The organism is Microbulbifer sp. ABH2_005 (assembly GCF_056160005.1).
Genome location: NZ_JBSWWI010000002.1, coordinates 37683 through 54524 on the forward strand (window position 1 = coordinate 37683; position 16842 = coordinate 54524).

Genomic DNA, 16842 nt, shown 5'->3' on the forward strand with positions numbered 1-16842 from the left:
TCTTCCGATATGAAAATTGTCATTCTCGGCGCCGGCCAGGTGGGCGGCTCACTGGCGGAGGCCCTGGCCTCGGAGCGCAATGATATTGTGCTGGTGGACAGCGACGAAAAAACCCTGCGGGAATTGCGCGACCGCATCGATATCGGCGTGGTCAACGGCCACGCCTCTCACCCCGATGTGCTGATGGATGCCGGCATCGAGGATGCCGATATTCTGGTGGCGGTGACCAACAATGATGAAACCAATATGGCGGCCTGCCAGATTGCCCACTCATTGTTCCGTGTGCCCACCAAGATCGCGCGTGTGCGCGCCTCCTCCTATCTGCAGTATCCCCAGTTATTCGACAACCAAGCCATTCCCATCGACGTCCTGATCAGCCCCGAGCAGTTGGTCTCCGAATATATTGCACGCCTGATGGAGCACCCCGGCGCGTTGCAGGTATTGGATTTCGCCAGTGGCCGCGTGCAGTTGGTGACGGTACTGGCCGTTCAGGGCGGCCCTTTGGTGGGACACCAGCTGCGTTATCTGCGCGAGCATATGCCTAAGGTGGATACCCGTGTGGCGGCCATCTACCGGCGAAACCGGCCGATTATTCCCCAAGGGGATACGGTAATTGAAGCCGGCGATGAAGTCTTTTTTATCGCCGCAAGGGCCGATATCCGCGCGGTAATGAGCGAGCTGCGCCGTCTGGAGCACGGTTATAAACGTGTAGTCATTGCCGGAGGCGGCAATATCGGCCTGCGTCTCGCGACCAAATTAGAGAACCGCTACTCGGTCAAGATTATTGAGCGCAGCCACGAGCGCTGTGTATTTTTATCCGAGGAGCTGTCCCACACCATTATCCTGCACGGCAGCGCCTCAGATCAGGAGCTGTTGCTGGAGGAAAATATCGAAGACACCGATGTTTTCCTCGCCCTCACCAACGATGACGAAGCTAACATCATGTCATCGCTGCTGGCCAAGCGCCTGGGCGCGCGCAAGGTAATGACCCTGATCAACAACCGCGCCTACGTGGACCTGGTGCAGGGCGGTGAAATCGATATTGCCATTTCGCCCCAGCAAAATACCATCGGCAGCCTGCTTACCCATGTGCGCCGCGGTGATATGGTCAATGTGCACTCCCTGCGCCGCGGCGCTGCCGAGGCAATCGAGGTGGTCGCCCACGGCGATGAACGCACCTCTAAGGTGGTGGGAAAGAAAATCGAGGATATCGATTTACCCGAGGGTGCCTCCATCGGCGCCATAGTGCGCGAAACCGTCAACGGCAGCGAAGTGTTGATGGCGCACGACGATGTGATTGTACAGAGCGACGATCACGTGATTGTATTCCTGGTGGATCGCCGCCAGACGCGCCATGTGGAACAGTTGTTCCAGGTTGGTTTCGGCTTTTTCTAGCCCGCTTTTTTTTGAAAAGTCCGGCGATCACACACTCCGCCGTCCATATAAAGTAACAACAGATAACAGGCTGACAGGCGCCAATGCGAATTGCGGTAATTGCGCGAGTTTTCGGAATTCTCCTTACGGTGTTCAGCTTAACCCTGCTGCCACCCATCGTCGTGTCCCTGTGGTATGAAGACCATACCCACAACGCCTTTATTATCGCCTTTGTCATTACCCTGGTAACTGGCCTGTTTATGTGGTTGCCGGTACACGACCTGCGTCAGGATTTGCGCACTCGCGACGGATTTGTGGTGACCTCACTCTTCTGGTTGATCCTCGGCAGCTTCGGCTCCCTGCCGTTTATTATCAGCCCGCAACCCGATCTGAGTATTACCGATTCCATTTTTGAGTCTATTTCCGGGCTAACGACCACCGGTGCCACCGTGATCACCGGCCTCGACTCCCTGCCCCCGGCGATTCTCTATTACCGCCAGCAATTGCAGTGGTTTGGCGGTATCGGCGTAATTGTGATCGCGCTGGCGATCCTGCCCATGCTCGGCATCGGCGGTATGCAGTTGTACAAGGCGGAAATACCCGGCCCGGTGAAAGACACCAAGCTGACGCCGCGTATCGCGGAGACGGCACGGGCGTTAATCGTCATTTATGTGATCCTGACGATTTTGTGTGGCATCGGTTACTGGTGGGCGGGCATGACTGTATTCGATGCCGTGGGACACGCCTTCTCCACCGTCGCCAACGGCGGCTTTTCCACCCATGATGCCAGTATGGGCTTCTACGCCCACAACCGGGCCATTATGGTGATCTGCATCATTTTCATGTTCACCGCGGCGATTAACTTCGGTTTGCACTTTTATGCTTTCCGCAACAAAACCCTCAAACACTACTGGCGCGACTCCGAATTTCGCTTCTATGTCATGCTGATATTGGGCGCCGGTCTACTGATTAGCTGTTACCTGTGGATTCTGAATATTTTCTCTCCGGGCAACAGCCTGTTGCACGGCTTCTTCCAGGTAGTTTCCATCAGCACCACCGCCGGCTTTGCCTCGGAGAATTTTTCCGCCTGGCCGGTATTTTTACCCTATGCCCTATTGCTGCTGGGGATTCTCGGCGCCTGCGCCGGCTCCACTTCGGGGGGCATCAAGGCGGTGCGCGGTATGCTGATTATGAAATCCGGTATGCGCGAATTGAATCGCCTGGTGCACGCCAATGCGGTGATTCCCATCAAACTCAATCGCAAGATTGTACCGGACCGGGTCACCGATGCCGTGTGGGGCTTTTTTGCGGTCTATGTTCTGTCGTTTTTCATTCTCGCCATTATCGTGATTGCCACTGGCGAAGACTTCGTCACTTCTGTCACAACGGTGGCCTCCTGCCTAAGTAATATCGGCCCCGCCCTGGGTGAGGCGTCATCCCACTATGGTTCAGTCAACGAGGTCGCCAAGTGGTTTCTGATCCTCGCCATGCTGATGGGACGCCTGGAAATTTTCACCCTGCTGGTGCTGTTAACCCCCGCCTTCTGGCGCCATTAATTAAGCGCCAGAAGGCGGGCGAGATCGAATAGCAATATTTTTTAGTTTCTGCCACAGTTGTTCTTTACAGGAAGTAATGAATAAGAACAGGGTTGTATGAGCAGAAACACCAGTGAGCTGCTTGGTCAACTGAAAATTGACCGGGATACAGCGCCCGATGATTTACCTTCATCGTCCCGAAAAACCCTGTTGGCGGCTTCCAGCGGCGCAGTCGCCGGCCTGCTGGTTGGTTTTTTTGGCGCCTCCCTCTTGGCCGAAGATCCACCCGCAGGCCCAATCCCAGCCTCTGCCAGCACACACACTACCGCATCTGTACCTACCAGCAGCGCGCGCCTGGAAACGGTATTGAATGCTTCCGGATATATCACCGCACGACGCATGGCCACGGTGTCTGCGGAAGTGATGGGGCTGATCAGCAGTGTGGATGTCGAGGAGGGTATGCAGGTACAGGAAGGCCAGGTACTAGCTCGTCTCGACGACGTCAAGGCGCGCGTCAGCCTGGCATTTGCCCGCGCGCAGATTCAGGTACTGCAGGCCCAGGAAGCCAGCATTCTCGCCAAATTAAAAGAGGCCGAGCGCCAATATCGGCGTTTCGCCGGATTGCGCGAAAAAAATTATTCCAGCAAAGCGCAATTGACCCAGAGTGAGGCCACAGTCGAAGGTTTGAGGGCGGACTTAAACAGCGCCCGGGCAAATATCGAGGTGGCTAAGCTGGAAGCCGAGCGGCAGCGTGAACGCCTGGAAGATCACACCATTCGCGCCCCCTTTGGCGGGATCGTCACGCAAAAAAATGCCCAGCCCGGAGAAATTGTCGCCCCCAGCTCCGCCGGTGGCGGTTTCACCCGCACAGGTATCTGTACCATCGTAGACATGGACTCCCTGGAGATTGAGGTGGATGTTAACGAGGCCTTTATCGGCCGCATCTCCACCGGGCAAAAGGTCAATGCGAACTTAGACGCCTATCCCGAGTGGGATATTCCCGCCACGGTAGTGGCGATTATTCCGACCGCCGATCGCGCCAAGGCGACAGTGCGCGTACGTATCGGCATCGATCAAAAGGACTCCCGTATCCTGCCGGATATGGGGGTGAAGGTTGGCTTTCTTGCCGCGGAGGAAGTGGCGCTTTAACGGCACAGACTACGGCTCTAAATATTCATTTAAAAAAGGAAATTGCAGATGTCTGAAGATGTGTTGTTTCAGTTAAATAGTGTCGGTAAGAGTTTTGTCAAAGGTAAAGAGAAAATCTCTATTTTTGACGACCTCAATATGAGTATTGAGCGCGGAGATTTTGTCGCCATTATGGGACCATCCGGCTCCGGTAAAACCACCCTGTTGAATATGCTCGGTGGGGTCGATCAGCCCACCAGTGGGGAAATTTGGTTTGATGGCACCCGTATAGACTCCCTCAGTGAGAGCGCTCTGACCCGTTGGCGCGCGCAGAATATTGGATTTATTTTTCAGTTCTACAATCTGATGCCGATGCTCAACGCACAGCGCAATGTGGAACTCCCGCTACTGCTTACCAAACTGTCCAAGACGCAACGCCGAAAAAATGTGGAAACCGCCCTCGCCCTGGTGGGCCTGAGCGATCGCGCCAAACATATGTCCAGTGAAATGTCCGGCGGCCAGCAGCAGCGGGTGGCCATCGCCCGCGCGATTGTTTCCGATCCAAAACTCATTCTGTGTGATGAGCCTACCGGTGACCTGGATCGCGCCACCGCCGATGAAATCCTGGAAATGCTGCAATTACTCAACCGCGATCACGGTAAGACCATCGTCATGGTCACCCATGATCCGGCCGCGGCCAAATACGCCAAGCGCACCCTGCATCTCGATAAGGGGCAATTTGTGCAGAGGGAAATTGTGGCATGAACGATCTCTATTTAATTTATAAAAACATGACGAGGAAACCTCTGCGGTTATTTCTCACTTGTTTCGCCATTTTCATCGCCTTTTTAATTTTTGGCGCTGTTACCAGTTTAAAAACCGCTCTCAATTCCAGTGTGGAATTATCTGCTGATAACCGTTTGGTGGTTTTTAACCGAATCAATTTTACCCAATCACTGCCCATCTCTTATTTCCAAAAAGTCGCTGCGGTGGAAGGGGTAAAAGACGTCACCCACCTGAATTGGTTTGGGGGTTATTTCCAGGAGCAGAGCCGGCAAATTGTATCGCTGGCGGTGGACCCAGAATCCTATCTGCGCGTTTACGAAGAAATAGTGATTCCGGAAGAGCAAAAACAGGCTTGGTTTAACAATCGCCAAGGCGCGCTGGTGGGTGAAAAACTCGCGCAGATTTATGGGTGGAAAGTGGGGGATAGAATTCCCATTTCCTCGAATATTTTTACTCACAAAGACGGTGGTTACACCTGGGAGTTTGTCGTTTCCGGTATTTTTAAAGGGGATACCGAGCAGTATGATACCCGCCAGATGTTATTTCACTACAAATATTTTATGGAAACCCAGACATTCGGCAATGACTGGATAGGCTGGATGGCACTCACCACAGACGATCCCTCTCTCAATGAAAAAGTGGCAAAAACTATCGACGACAGTTTTGCCAACTCGCAAAGTGAAACGGATACCAGCACGGAAAAATCCTTCAATAAAGCCTTTATCGAGCAAATCGGCAATATCGGCCTGATTATTTTCTCGGTGGTTTTTACCGCGTTTTTCACCATTCTGATTGTGGTCGGCAACACCATGGCCCTGGCGATTCGCGAGCGTACCGGAGAGATCGCGGTGCTCAAGACGTTAGGATTTTCCAGCACGCGTATTTTCCGCATGGTGCTTTCGGAATCCCTGTTAATCGCCTTTATCGGCGGTCTCTCTGGACTCGCCGCGGCCTGGCTTTTAGTTGAAGGGGTCAAAACCTTCCTCGCCCGTTTCCTGCCCAACTTGATTCTCGATGGCGACATCGCCCTGCAGGCACTGTTTTTTATGTTGTTGCTGGGAATTATTACCGGTCTGCTACCGGCCTTTAACGCGCTGCGGCTGAATATTGTCTCGGCATTTAATCGTCAGCCTTAAATACATTGTATCGAGCTTCTCACTACAGAAAGCGCCCGATTGATAAAGCCCAACCGGAGGAAAGCCAATGGGCTCTCTAATTGCACAAATAATTTCAGTGACCTTAATGAACTTGGGCAGCCTGCGCCGGCGCCTGTGGATGTCCCTGGCGATGGTACTGGCCTCGGCGGTGGTGGTGGCGATTCTGCTGGCTTTTCTCGCCATGGCCAAAGGCTTCGAGGAAACCATGCGCGGTGCCGGCTCCAGCCAGATCGCCATCCTGATGCGCGAGGGTTCCTCCACCGAACTCAACTCGGTGATCCTGCAGGACCAGGTCAACCTGGTTAGCGAGTCCGCGGGAGTCGCCCGCGATGCCAATGGCCCACTGGTTTCGCCGGAACTGTATGTCATTGTGGATGGCATCAAAAGGTCCAGCGGCACCGAGGCCAATATCCCCCTGCGCGGCCTCAACGAAACCGGCATGGCCATGCGCACCAATATGCGCTTAACGGAAGGCCGTATGTTTGTCCCAGGAACCAATGAAATGATTGTCGGTGAGGGGGTTCTGCGAGAGTTCAGTGGTTTTGATATTGGCAGCGAGGTGCGCTTTGGCAAAAACCTGTGGAAAGTGGTCGGGGTTTTTTCCACAGGGGGCAATATTTTCGAGAGTGAGCTGTGGGCAGATATCAAAACCATCCAGAGCCATTACAATCGCGGCAGCAGTTACCAGTCGATTCGCCTGCAACTGGACAATAACGGCGGTCTGGCATCGGTTAAGGAAACCATTGCGCGGGAACCGCGCCTGAATCTCGACGCCCAGACCGAGCGGGAGTATTTCGCCAGCCAGGGCAAACAACTGCAATATATCGCCACCTTTGGCTGGATCATCAGTGCGGTGATGGCCCTCGGTGCCCTGGCCGGCGCGCTCAATACCATGTACACCTCAGTGGCGGACCGCGCCAAGGAAATTGCCACCCTGCGCGCCCTCGGCTTTAGCAATTTCTCCGCCTTCTGCGGCACCATCGCCGAGGCCATGGTGCTGGCTGTGGCCGGTGGCCTTTTGGGTTCCCTGGCTGCCTACCTGTTCTTCGACGGCCTGAATACTTCGACACTGGGCGGTAGTTTTACCCAGGTGGTATTTAGTTTTGAGATGTCCCCGGACCTTTTCCTGCAGGGCGCCATATTGGCGCTAGTGATCGGCTTTCTCAGTGGCTTTTTCCCCGCCTGGCGCGCCGCGCGCATGCCGGTAATCGTGGCATTTCGCCACGCGGCATAAAGCTCGCCTCGCTGCCTATTCTTGTTACCGATAGAGAAAGGGGCCCTTCAGGCCCCTATTTTTTTTTGCGGTAGATTTTGCTCTTGCCCTCCGGCTGGCGGCGGAAGCGCTTGTACTCCCACTGATACTGCTCCGGCGCCTGGGCAATACAGGCTTCCACACCGCGGTTCATCGCCGCCAGGGATACTTTTTGCTCTTCGCTGTAAATCGCTTTTTCCGCAGGGACAAATACCAGCTCAAAGCCGCCCTCTACACGCTTGCCAAATCCAAAAACCACATGGCAGTTGGTGCGCTGTATCAGATTGTGCACCAGGGTCATAGTCAGTGCCGGGCGTCCAAAAAATGGGGCGAAGTCACCGCCCATATCCGGTTCCTGGTCGGGCAGAATCAGGGCTAAATTACCGGCCTTCAGAGATTTGAGCAGCGACCGCACGCCGTGCACATTGGTGGGTACCATCTTGCCGCCGGTCACTTCACGCCCACTGCGAATCACCGGGTCCAAGGCTTCGATTTTGGGTGGCTGGTAAAGCACAGCACAGGGGGCCAAGGTGCCCACGTACAGTCCAAATATTTCCCAGTTGCCGGTATGTGGCATCAACACGATGGTACCGCGCCCTTCCGCCTCGCCGGCATTGAGCAACTGCTGGTTGCGCACCCGGACAATGGCATTTTCATTTTTGGCCCAGGGCGTATTCCACAGTGAGGCCATCTCAAAACCGGCCATGGCCGTGTTGATCACACTCTCCCTTGCCAGCTTTTCGCGCTGCTTGGGGTCCATCGCCGGATAGCAAAGCTTGAGATTGATTCGGCTCAGACGCAGGCCCTCGGAACGCGTCCACACTGCCATTTTGCCGGCAAACCAACCCACTCGCCGCGACCAGTGCAGCGGCAATTTACCGATCATTTTCAGTGCCCCAACAGCAAGGCGCCCCTTAATATCCACTCACTACTTCCTATACAAAAGCCACTTAAAAGTGGCCGTGTTGCCCAAGTATGGCCATTGAAACCTCTTGACGCGGCTATAGCGCTTTAAGCACAGGAGCCGCTGCCGCTATAATTGCGTCCCTTTGCCCACAGCAGATACTGATCCGGAGATAGCGGTGTCCAAGCAATACGATCTCAGTACCTTCCAGGGACTTATTTTTGCCCTGCAGGATTATTGGGCGCGCCAAGGGTGCGTCATTCTACAGCCTCTGGATATGGAAGTGGGCGCCGGCACCTTTCATCCAGCCACCTTCCTGCGCGCCATAGGCCCGGAAAACTGGAACGCGGCCTATGTGCAGCCCTGTCGCCGCCCCACCGATGGCCGCTACGGCGAAAACCCCAACCGCCTGCAGCACTACTACCAATACCAGGTAGTGATGAAGCCGTCCCCGGACAATATCCAGGAATTGTACCTCGACAGCTTGCGCGCCATGGGCGTAGACCCGGCTATCCACGATATCCGCTTCGTAGAAGACAACTGGGAATCCCCAACCCTGGGCGCCTGGGGCCTCGGCTGGGAAGTTTGGCTGAATGGTATGGAAGTCACCCAATTTACCTATTTCCAGCAGGTGGGAGGCCTCGAGTGCTACCCGGTTACCGGCGAGATCACCTATGGTCTCGAGCGCATCGCCATGTACCTGCAAGGGGTTGAGTCCATCTACGACCTGGTCTGGACCCGCAACCCGGACGGCAGCCCCGTCACCTACGGCGACGTTTTCCACCAGAACGAAGTGGAAATGTCCCACTACAACTTTGAACACGCCGATGTGGAATTCCTATTCGCCACCTTCGATCACTGCGAGCGCGAGAGCACGCGTTTGATCGAACTGGGCCTGCCACTACCCGCTTACGAGCAGGTCATGAAAGCCTCCCACGCCTTCAACCTGTTAGACGCGCGCCACGCCATCTCGGTGACCGAGCGCCAGCGTTATATCCTGCGTGTTCGCACCCTGGCCCGTGCCGTGGCTCAGGCCTACTACGATGCGCGCCGCGCCTTAGGTTTCCCCCTGGCAGATGAGGCACTGCGAGCGGATATTCTGGCGGAAAACATCGAGCAAGAGGAGAAGCAGTAATGGCTCAGGATTTTCTGGTAGAGCTGGGTACCGAAGAGCTGCCACCCAAGGCGTTGCACAAATTAATGAACGCCTTCGCCGATGGCATTAGCCAAGGCCTCAAAGGCGCTGAGTTATCTTTTGGCGAAGTAAAATTTTACGCCGCCCCGCGCCGCCTGGCAGTCGCTGTGTTCGGCTTGGCCGACAAGCAGCAGGACAAACAAATTGAAAAACTGGGCCCGGCCGTTAAAGCCGCCTTCGACAAAGAGGGCAAGCCCAGTAAAGCCGCGGAAGGTTTCGCCCGCAGCAACGGTGTAACCGTTGAAGAATTGGGACGCAAGGAAACCGACAAAGGCGAGCGCCTGGCGTTTATCAGCGAACAAAAAGGCGCTGAAACCGAATCCCTGTTGGCAGACATCGTCGAGAAAGCCCTGGCTCAGCTACCTATCCCCAAGCGCATGCGCTGGGGGGCGCGCCGTGAAGAATTCGTGCGCCCTGTGCATTGGCTGGTCATGCTGTTCGGCAATAAGGTGGTGGATGGCGAAGTACTCGGCTTAAAAGCCGGTAAAACCAGCCGTGGTCACCGCTTCCACTGCAATCGCGAACTGGAAATCCACTCCGCCCACGACTATGCACAGGTTCTGCGCGAACCCGGCTACGTCATGGCAGATTTCGCCGAACGTCGCGAAGCCATTCGCGCTCAAGTTATTGCTGAAGCCAATAACGTCAATGGTGAAGCGGTCATCGACGACGACCTGCTCGACGAAGTGACTGCACTGGTGGAGTGGCCTGTCGCCCTCACCGGCCGCTTCGAAGAGCGCTTCCTGGAGGTGCCCGCTGAGGCCCTGATCTCCTCCATGAAGGAGCACCAGAAATATTTCCACGTCGTCGATGAAGACGGCCAGCTATTGCCGTTCTTTATTACCGTATCCAATATCGAGAGCCAGGATGCCGCCCAGGTTATCCACGGCAACGAGCGGGTAATCCGTCCGCGCCTGGCGGATGCTGCCTTCTTCTTTGAGACCGACAAAAAGGCCAGCCTGGAATCGCGCCGTGAAAAGCTGCGCCAAATCGTTTTCCAACAGCACCTGGGCAGTGTCTACGACAAGACCGAGCGGGTAGCTGCCCTGGCGCGCACCATTGCCGAGAAAACTGGCAGTAACGGCGACTGGGCCGAGCGCGCCGGCCGCCTGTGCAAGTCAGATCTGGTTACCGAGATGGTGTTCGAGTTTGCCGATATGCAGGGCATCGCCGGTTACTACTACGCCGAAAACGACGGTGAGCCGCTGGACGTGGCCAAGGCCATGTACGAGCAGTACATGCCCAAGTTTGCCGGTGACGAACTGCCTGCCAGCGATACGGGTACCACTATCGCCCTGGCAGACCGCCTGGATACTTTGGTGGGTATCTTCGGTATCGGCCAGCCCCCCAGCGGCTCCCGCGATCCTTTCGCCCTGCGCCGTGCCAGCCTGGGCATCATCCGCATTCTGGTAGAGAAGCGTCTCGACCTAGACCTGCGCGAATTGCTGGAACTGGCCCGCGACAACTACCCGCGCACCGCCCTGGGCGAATACGACAAGGTGGTAGAGCAAACTCTGCAATACGTACTGGACCGCTTCCGCGCCCGGTACGAGGACCAGGGTATCGCCACCGAAGTATTTATGTCAGTTGCCGCGCGCAAGCTGTCGCGCCCGCTGGATATCGATAATCGCGTACACGCGGTGAACGCCTTTAGCCAGCTGCCGGAGTCCGGTGCTTTGGCCGCCGCCAACAAGCGCGTTTCCAATATCCTCGCCAAGTTAGACAGTGCTGTACCCAACAGTGTCGATGAAACTCTGTTGCTGGAAGAGGCTGAAAAGGCTCTGTTCGCCGCAGTACAGGTTGCCCGCACAGAAGTCGAGCCTCTGTATAGCGATGCGCTCTTCGCCGAAGGCCTCGCCGGTCTGGCGGGACTGCGCGAAACCGTGGATAACTTCTTCGACCATGTGATGGTGATGAGCGACGACGAGCAACTGCGCAACAACCGCCTGGCCCTACTGGCCCAGCTGCGCGCACTGTTCCTCGAAGTTGCCGACATCTCCCTGTTGGTTCCCGCCAAGTAATGGCTACTTGAACCGGGGCTCTGCGCCCCGGTTCAGCGACACAGGCGAATCCACATGGCAATAATTCTTCTCGGCCGCGATGGGGTCATCAACCAAAACCCCGACCAGTTCGTGAAATCCGCAGAGGAGTGGCAGCCCCTGCCCGGCAGCATCGAGGCACTGGCTGCACTCAGTCAGGCCGGCCACCAACTGGTGATAGCCACCAACCAGAGCGGCCTGGCCCTGGGCCAGTTTGACCTGGATGACTTGGAGGCGATACACGCCAAAATGCGTTCCCTGGTAGAAGATGCGGGCGGAGAAATTGCTGCGATTTTCTATTGCCCCCATGGGCCCGAGGACAACTGCCGCTGTCGCAAGCCCCAGGCCGGCCTGCTCGATGCTATCGAGGCGGAATTCGACACCAGCCTGCACGGCTGTTATCTGCTTGGCGATAAACTGGCCGATCTACAGCTGGCGTTGGTGAAAGGGTGCAAGCCGGTACTGGTTAAAACCGGTGCGGGCACTGAGACTCTGCAGCAGCTGGTCGAGAGCCCCGATCCGCGTCTGGCGGAAACCGCTGTGTTTGAAGACTTAGCTGGTTTCAGCCAATTTCTAGTGGGCCACTGAGCCCACTGATCCTCCCCTTTCCAGCCTTCTAGATTTAACGGGTTTTTTCCAAGGGCCTGTGAAAAACATCATCAGGAACCCTCTCCGCTACAGCACCACCTCGCATTTGTGACTTACCTTTTTTTCTTTCTCGCCAGTTAGCAAAAATAGTACAAAACAATGACTATGGCGCCAGTTCATTGAGTCCTGCGACACATTACTTTAAAAGCGAGTGACAGGTCGGACGGCTTTATCCCAGTGAAAGCGTGTTCTGCCAAACCAAGGATGGCGTGTTGGGTGTCAGTGACAATGGATAAACAGCGCACTTTCTCTCCCACTTCTACCCGCCTGTAAAAATAAAAAAATGGGACAACTCAATGAAACGAAAAATAATTGCCTCGCTTATTGCGGGCCTGCTGTGCTCAAGCAGTAGTTTCGCAGCCACGGTGGCAGACACTCTCACCCCCGAAATCCAAAAGAATAAAAAGGTCTATATCGTACAGCTCGATGGCGAACCACTTTCCGCCTACAGCGGCACAGTCGCGGGCCTCTCCAGCGCTAAATCCAACGTACGCCGTAAAGCTGACCCCCGCAGCAGCAGCTATCGCCACTACTCCGATTTCCTCAAAACACGTCGCCAGCAGGTGCTCTCTGCCGTGCCCGGCGCACGCAAAGTGCACGAATACAAAGCGGCCTTTAATGGCTTTGCCGCGGTTATGAGTGAAAAGGAAGCCGAAGCACTGCGCAGCCATAAAGATGTGAAAGGCGTCTGGGAAGACCGCCTGCTGAAGATGCACACCGACTCCACTGCAGATTTCCTCGGCCTGACGAATACACCCAGCCCCTGGCTCTGGGGTATCACCGGGGAGGATGTGGTGGTGGGTGTCATCGACTCGGGTATCCACCCGGAACACCCGAGCCTGATGGATATACCAACGCCGCGGCAGGGTAATCGTGGAGCCCATATTTCCTATGGTCCGGTGCCTGAATCCTTTATCGGTGAGGGCTGTGAATTCGGCAACACAGACTTTAACCCCGGTGACGCCGCCTTTACCTGTAACAACAAGCTGATCAAGGCCAAGTCTTTCTCTGACGCCTTCCTCTCCAACAAGACTCTGGCGGATTACGAGTTTCTGTCCGCACGGGATGCAGATGGACACGGCACCCACACTGCCACCACTGCCGCTGGCAACTACGGTGTAGTCACCCCGGATGGCGAAACTCTAACCGGTATGGCGCCGCGCGCCCGTATCGCGGCCTATAAGGTATGCTGGGATGCCCCAGACCCGGACGATAGCGGCTGCTCCTCGGCAGACTCCATGGCGGCCATTGACGAAGCCGTGGCCGACGGTGTGGATGTCATCAACTTCTCGGTGGGCGGCTCCAGTACCGTTTTTACCGGTGCTGATGAAATCGCCTTCCTGTTTGCCGCCGATGCGGGCGTTTTTGTTGCCACTTCTGCCGGCAACAATGGCCCAGGCCCACAAACAATGGGCACGCCTTCCGGTGTCCCCTGGATTACCGCAGTGGGGGCCGCCGAGGACGACCAGAGCTTCGGCACGGCCCTGCAGGTGGATGCCCCTGAGGCAGTTGTGGGCACCTACGATGCCCGTGAAGGCAACGGCCCGGTAACGATGGAAGATGCGGGTCTGCTATCGGCACCAGTTGTTGTGGGTGCCCCCCTGGAAGCCTGCTCCGCACTGACTAATGCTGAGGCGGTAGAAGGCAAAATCGCCCTGGTGAAGCGTGGAGGTTGCTCCTTCAGTACTAAATACAACAATGCCGCAGATGCAGGCGCAGTGGCCATTGTCGTATACAACGACGGCACCGCCGTGGACCGTATGGACCCGATCGTTATGTCGGCGCCCAACACCACCATCCCCGGTGTGATGATTCGCCATACCGATGGTGCCATGCTGGTTGAAAGTGCCGAGGTCACGGGTACTCTCGATCCAGAGCTGAAGATATCCCGCGAAGACCGCATCGCCAGCTTTTCCTCCCGCGGCCATAACGTGGGCGCGCCGGATATTATCAAACCGGATGTGGCGGCACCGGGCGTAGGTATTCTCGCCGGTACCTCGCCAGTGCTGAGTGGTGGCAGCCTGTTCGCCGCCAAAAATGGCACCTCCATGGCGAGCCCCCATGTCGCCGGTATTATGGCTCTGTTAAAACAGGCCCATCCGGACTGGAGCCCGGCAATGGCCAAATCTGCGCTGATGAGCACGGCGCGCACCGACCTGCAAAAGTCCTTCGGACCCGAAGCCGCTGACCCCTTCGATATTGGCGCAGGCGCCATAGTACCCGCTGCCGCTTTCGATCCCGGTCTGGTCTATGACGCCGGTATCAACGACTATCTGGCCTTCCTCTGTGGTGCGGAAAATCAGCCCCAGATTCTGGAAACTTCCACCTGTGAGGGACTGGTTTCCGCTGGCTATTCCCTGGATTCCAGTAATCTCAACCTGCCATCAATCGGCGTCGGGGAATTGGTGGGCACGCAAACCATCAAGCGCCGTGTCACCAGCGTCGGCCGCGGCCAGAGATGGTATTGGGCTTCTGTAGAGGCACCCGAAGGGGTCGAAGTCAGTGTTAACCCCAGAACCCTGCGCCTTAGAGAGGGAGATAGTGCCGAGTTTGAGGTCACTTTTACGGTTACCGAGGAAGCGGCCATGAACGAGTGGGTATTTGGCGAGCTGAGCTGGAAATCCGTTGGTTTACGCCAGGAAGTACGCAGTCCCATCGCCGTGCGCCCGGTTCCGCTATCCACGGTTCAGAAGGTCAGCGCGGATGGCAGCGATGGCACCGTAAACCTGCCCGTGCAGTTTGGTTATAACGGCAACTATCAGGTGGATATCAACGGCTTGGCGGAAGGCGTACCTTTCCCCGGTAGCGTTGAGGATGGAGAAAACCAGCTGATTTTCTTCGATATTCCGGAGGGTACAGAGCTTGCCCGGGTAGCCCTGTTCGATGCGGATGTGGGCGATGGTAGTGGCAGCGACGACCTGGATTTGCAAGTCTACGGACCCGGCCCCGACTTTCCAGAAGTGGGCACCAGCGGCTCACCAACCTCTGCCGAGTCTGTTGATCTGCGCAATCCCACTGCCGGCCAATACGCTGTGTATGTGGTGGATTACGCCTCTGCAGAGGGCCCCACCCCATTCACTCTGTTTAACTTCAACCTGAGCGGGAACAGCGGCAATACTCAGCTCACCACTCCGTCTCAGGCGCATATAAACAGCAGTGGCACTATCGACCTGGAGTGGATAGGTCTCACTCCCGGTACTCGTGCCCTGGGGATTCTCAGCCACGGTAATGGTGAGGCTGTATTTAGCGAAACCGAGATTATGGTGAATACCCAGTAGAGAGCCATTCCCTCCACCGATTGGCAGACGGGGGGAGTTTTTAGGAACCGGCCGAGACTAATGTCTCGGCCGGTTTTTTATTTACAACCTAATTTATCCTGCTGTCGAATAAAAGCTTCAGCAATATCCATAGAGATACGACCAAAGTCCCAAAAGATTTTTGTTTTACGATTGATATTTAGGGCCACTGACAAGTTGTGATCCGGTATTACCATCAACCAACTTTGACTGCCGCGGCTGACGCCACCATGATTAGCATGGCGCACAATTCCCAAAGACGGAATTTCTTGTTCACGGTACCGCCAACCCAACGCATAGTGCTGCTCGTTCACTTCTCCATTGGCAAGCTTTTGCGGTGTCCAAAAAGCTTCTCGGGTTTCAGCAGCTAAAAAATTGTCGTCGAGATAGTGTGCACCCAGCTTTACCAGATCCGTAGGTGTTGAAATAAAACCACCACCCGGCAGACGATGACTTAAATCCACCGGTCGCCATTCACGTAGGCGAAGTTCGTCGCCGCTTAACCCATTACTCTTATAGAAACGGGCAATATTTCTTTCCATATTGCCATTTAATGGAGAGACCTCAGTATTTTTCATTCCGGCAGGAATAAATACTTCGTCTTCCATCACATTCAAATAGCTTTTTTGCTCTGCACCTGCCAGAACTGCGCCTAGAAGAACAGTTCCCAAGGTGCTGTAATAAAAACTTGAGCCTGGCTGGAACAACAATTCACTACTGTCAAAAATTTCCAGAGCCTGATACATACTGTCGTAATGACTGTCCAGTGCCAGTGTTTTATACAAACCCAGCCAATCAGAATTCTTCTTATAATGTGGTAAGCCCGACATATGGGAGGCCAACTGGCGCGGGGTGATCGCTGTCCACTCTTGATTGGGTAATGCTTCCAAATAGTTGGTTATTGATTTATCAAGATCAATACTCCCCTTCTGTACCAAACGCGCGAGAGCTGTTCCAGTCAGAGCCTTGGAAGTACTACCAATACGAAAACGTGTTTCAGTGGTAACAGGAATTTGCTTTTCCAGGTCTGCCCATCCAGATGCACCAGCCCAGACAAGCTCGCCACAAGCCGAAACTGCCGCAGAGATTGCTGGAGAACCAATCTCCTGGCGATGCGTTTCAATGGCTTTAAGTGATTGATCTGCTGCCGGTTGCAGCTCTTTTTGGTATAGCTTTTGTGTCGATGGTGCCTCGGTGGCCAGCGCCTGCCAACCAAATGGGCTGAGTGGTAACGCATCCAGAGACCAGGCATAAAATTGATAAACCGGCCACAATAAATAGCCAATACAAGACAGCAGGGCAAAGATACCCAGCACAAATTTTTTATTTTTCATTTAATCTATCTCTTAAGTTCCTAGTTCCCTAAGCCTCTAAGACTCTAAGACTCTAAGCCATGTCTACACGAGTTAACCGTTATCACGTACCCAAAAATTTTGGACCTAGGATTATTACGCTGCAGCTTTTGGAAAAAGAGACACACTTACGACGAATTCTGACATTGCACTGCTAAAGCAATCTAAAAATACCT

Annotated in this window: 12 protein-coding genes; 10 read left to right on the forward strand and 2 right to left on the reverse strand. The window is 55.2% G+C overall.

Annotated features, from left to right (window positions below; genetic code table 11):
• Window positions 1-9: 9 nt before the first annotated feature.
• From trkA to ACXAFI_RS17720, 6 genes are all read left to right on the forward strand, one after another.
• Complete coding sequence (trkA, locus tag ACXAFI_RS17695; RefSeq protein ID WP_152450320.1) at window positions 10-1395, forward strand: Trk system potassium transporter TrkA; 1386 nt, start codon at window positions 10-12, stop codon at window positions 1393-1395.
• 83 nt (window positions 1396-1478) lie between these two features.
• A complete protein-coding gene (locus ACXAFI_RS17700; RefSeq protein WP_152450318.1) occupies window positions 1479-2930 on the forward strand; it encodes a TrkH family potassium uptake protein in 1452 nt (483 codons plus the stop codon).
• Between the two features lie 96 nt (window positions 2931-3026).
• Entirely contained in the window at window positions 3027-4058 is a 1032-nt protein-coding gene (locus ACXAFI_RS17705) for an efflux RND transporter periplasmic adaptor subunit (protein ID WP_475109869.1), read from the forward strand.
• A 48-nt stretch (window positions 4059-4106) separates the two neighbouring features.
• Complete coding sequence (locus tag ACXAFI_RS17710) at window positions 4107-4802, forward strand: ABC transporter ATP-binding protein (RefSeq protein WP_152450314.1); 696 nt, start codon at window positions 4107-4109, stop codon at window positions 4800-4802.
• Complete coding sequence (locus ACXAFI_RS17715) at window positions 4799-5959, forward strand: ABC transporter permease (RefSeq protein WP_475109870.1); 1161 nt, start codon at window positions 4799-4801, stop codon at window positions 5957-5959. The genes ACXAFI_RS17710 and ACXAFI_RS17715 overlap by 4 nt, the downstream gene beginning before the upstream one ends.
• Before the next feature lie 67 nt (window positions 5960-6026).
• Window positions 6027-7214 carry an ABC transporter permease gene (locus ACXAFI_RS17720; protein WP_475109871.1) on the forward strand — a complete coding sequence of 396 codons (1188 nt, stop codon included), beginning with the start codon at window positions 6027-6029 and terminating at the stop codon, window positions 7212-7214.
• Between the two features lie 55 nt (window positions 7215-7269).
• Here ACXAFI_RS17720 and ACXAFI_RS17725 read toward each other — a convergent pair whose 3' ends face one another.
• Window positions 7270-8157, reverse strand: coding sequence for a lysophospholipid acyltransferase family protein (locus ACXAFI_RS17725; protein ID WP_444920578.1), 888 nt, complete (start codon window positions 8155-8157; stop codon window positions 7270-7272).
• 157 nt (window positions 8158-8314) lie between these two features.
• Between ACXAFI_RS17725 and glyQ the strand changes: the two genes are divergently transcribed.
• The 4 genes from glyQ to ACXAFI_RS17745 all read left to right on the forward strand — a co-directional run bounded on the left by glyQ (window position 8315) and on the right by ACXAFI_RS17745 (window position 15296).
• Window positions 8315-9271, forward strand: a complete 957-nt coding sequence (gene glyQ, locus ACXAFI_RS17730; RefSeq protein ID WP_152450306.1) for a glycine--tRNA ligase subunit alpha — start codon at window positions 8315-8317, stop codon at window positions 9269-9271.
• Window positions 9271-11352: a glycine--tRNA ligase subunit beta gene (gene glyS, locus ACXAFI_RS17735; protein WP_475109872.1), complete on the forward strand. Its 2082-nt coding sequence runs from the start codon at window positions 9271-9273 to the stop codon at window positions 11350-11352. The genes glyQ and glyS overlap by 1 nt, the downstream gene beginning before the upstream one ends.
• Window positions 11353-11406: 54 nt before the next feature.
• A complete protein-coding gene (gene gmhB, locus ACXAFI_RS17740; protein WP_444920576.1) occupies window positions 11407-11958 on the forward strand; it encodes a D-glycero-beta-D-manno-heptose 1,7-bisphosphate 7-phosphatase in 552 nt (183 codons plus the stop codon).
• Window positions 11959-12314: 356 nt separating this feature from the next.
• Complete coding sequence (locus ACXAFI_RS17745) at window positions 12315-15296, forward strand: S8 family serine peptidase (RefSeq protein ID WP_475109873.1); 2982 nt, start codon at window positions 12315-12317, stop codon at window positions 15294-15296.
• Window positions 15297-15373: 77 nt separating this feature from the next.
• Here the strand turns inward: ACXAFI_RS17745 and ACXAFI_RS17750 are convergent, their stop codons facing one another.
• Window positions 15374-16648: a serine hydrolase domain-containing protein gene (locus tag ACXAFI_RS17750; protein WP_475109874.1), complete on the reverse strand. Its 1275-nt coding sequence runs from the start codon at window positions 16646-16648 to the stop codon at window positions 15374-15376.
• Between the last annotated feature and the right edge of the window lie 194 nt (window positions 16649-16842).